Origin of the sequence: Polaribacter marinaquae (genome assembly GCF_038019025.1) — a bacterium.
GTDB classification, from domain to species: domain Bacteria; phylum Bacteroidota; class Bacteroidia; order Flavobacteriales; family Flavobacteriaceae; genus Polaribacter; species Polaribacter marinaquae.
Genome location: NZ_CP150496.1, coordinates 20,001 through 22,500 on the forward strand (window position 1 = coordinate 20,001; position 2,500 = coordinate 22,500).

Genomic DNA, 2,500 nt, shown 5'->3' on the forward strand with positions numbered 1-2,500 from the left:
TCGGGTTAAGAAATTAAATTAAAAAAAAGATTTATTTTTCTTGTTAGATTAGAAATAAGTTTTATATTTGCACCCGCTAAACGAGATAGCAAAAACGTTCAGAGAGATTTTGGAATAACGGTAATTTAAGTTAGATAGTTCGATTCTATCATTTCTACAAGATTAAGATTTAGGTTTTGTTTTTAAAGAGCAAGATTTGATACCTTAAAAGTTCATTGAAAATATTGAAATTGACAGCGTAAACAAAGAGTAGAATAACCACATTATTAATAATGTAAATTCTTTTGAAACTTATTCATTAAAATATTTAAGATATACAATGAAGAGTTTGATCCTGGCTCAGGATGAACGCTAGCGGCAGGCTTAACACATGCAAGTCGAGGGGTAACATTGTGCTTGCACAGATGACGACCGGCGCACGGGTGCGTAACGCGTATAGAACCTACCTTTTACAGAGGGATAGCCTTTAGAAATGAAGATTAATACCTCATAGTATTGCGATTTGGCATCAGGTTGTAATTAAAGATTTATCGGTAAAAGATGGCTATGCGTCCTATTAGTTAGTTGGTGAGGTAACGGCTTACCAAGACATCGATAGGTAGGGGTCCTGAGAGGGAGATCCCCCACACTGGTACTGAGACACGGACCAGACTCCTACGGGAGGCAGCAGTGAGGAATATTGGACAATGGAGGAGACTCTGATCCAGCCATGCCGCGTGCAGGAAGACTGCCCTATGGGTTGTAAACTGCTTTTATACAGGAAGAAACACTAGTACGTGTACTAGCTTGACGGTACTGTAAGAATAAGGACCGGCTAACTCCGTGCCAGCAGCCGCGGTAATACGGAGGGTCCGAGCGTTATCCGGAATCATTGGGTTTAAAGGGTCCGCAGGCGGTCGATTAAGTCAGAGGTGAAATCCCATAGCTTAACTATGGAACTGCCTTTGATACTGGTTGACTTGAGTCATATGGAAGTAGATAGAATGTGTAGTGTAGCGGTGAAATGCATAGATATTACACAGAATACCGATTGCGAAGGCAGTCTACTACGTATGTACTGACGCTCATGGACGAAAGCGTGGGGAGCGAACAGGATTAGATACCCTGGTAGTCCACGCCGTAAACGATGGACACTAGTTGTTGGGATTTATCTCAGTGACTAAGCGAAAGTGATAAGTGTCCCACCTGGGGAGTACGATCGCAAGATTGAAACTCAAAGGAATTGACGGGGGCCCGCACAAGCGGTGGAGCATGTGGTTTAATTCGATGATACGCGAGGAACCTTACCAGGGCTTAAATGTAGTATGACAGGTTTAGAGATAGACTTTTCTTCGGACATATTACAAGGTGCTGCATGGTTGTCGTCAGCTCGTGCCGTGAGGTGTCAGGTTAAGTCCTATAACGAGCGCAACCCTTGTCGTTAGTTGCCAGCATGTAAAGATGGGGACTCTAACGAGACTGCCGGTGCAAACCGTGAGGAAGGTGGGGATGACGTCAAATCATCACGGCCCTTACGTCCTGGGCCACACACGTGCTACAATGGTATGGACAATGAGCAGCCATCTGGCAACAGAGAGCGAATCTACAAACCATATCACAGTTCGGATCGGAGTCTGCAACTCGACTCCGTGAAGCTGGAATCGCTAGTAATCGGATATCAGCCATGATCCGGTGAATACGTTCCCGGGCCTTGTACACACCGCCCGTCAAGCCATGGAAGCTGGGAGTGCCTGAAGTCGGTCACCGCAAGGAGCCGCCTAGGGTAAAACTGGTAACTAGGGCTAAGTCGTAACAAGGTAGCCGTACCGGAAGGTGCGGCTGGAACACCTCCTTTCTAGAGAAAGATGGTGAGTTACAAAAGGTACATTTTACTCTTTGCTGTTAATTTTAAAATAAAGAAAGTATTAAGCTATTATAGTCTCGTAGCTCAGCTGGTTAGAGCGCTACACTGATAATGTAGAGGTCGGCAGTTCGAGTCTGCCCGGGACTACAAAATAGGTATACTTTAAGGAAATTCTGGAAACTAGAGAATTCTAAATTCGTAATTCTGAATTCAAAATTCAAAATTTCAAATGGGGGATTAGCTCAGTTGGCTAGAGCGCTTGCCTTGCACGCAAGAGGTCATCGGTTCGACTCCGATATTCTCCACAACGGTCAATTATAATAGATAGGCCACAAGTTCATTGACATATTGGTAAAATGATATCGTAAGAATCAAAAAGATAGAGAACAAATAGATATTTATATCTATTATATTTATAAAAATATAAAAGAGCTCGTTGTGATGTATTTATACATCATAGCAAAAAGTACAATAAGTTAAGTAAGGGCGTATGGCGGATGCCTAGGCTCTCAGAGGCGATGAAGGACGTGATAAGCTGCGAAAAGCTACGGGGAGGGGCACATACCTTATAATCCGTAGATATCCGAATGGGGCAACCCACTATGTTGAAGACATAGTACCGAAAGGGGCAAACCCGGTGAACTGAAACATCTAAGT

General features: G+C 43.5%; 2 tRNA genes and 2 rRNA genes (1 of these 4 running past the window's edge). All 4 read left to right on the forward strand.

The features are described from left to right. Positions 1–316 precede the first annotated feature (316 nt). Positions 317–1,834: ribosomal RNA gene (locus tag WG950_RS00095) — 16S ribosomal RNA — on the forward strand. An 82-nt stretch (positions 1,835–1,916) separates the two neighbouring features. Then, a tRNA-Ile gene (locus WG950_RS00100) sits at positions 1,917–1,990 on the forward strand. An 84-nt stretch (positions 1,991–2,074) separates the two neighbouring features. Beyond that, positions 2,075–2,148 (forward strand) — tRNA-Ala (locus WG950_RS00105). Between the two features lie 164 nt (positions 2,149–2,312). Beyond that, positions 2,313–2,500, forward strand: a 23S ribosomal RNA gene (locus WG950_RS00110) (it continues 2,682 nt past the right edge of the window). Together the 16S and 23S rRNA genes with 2 tRNA genes alongside form the textbook arrangement of a ribosomal RNA operon.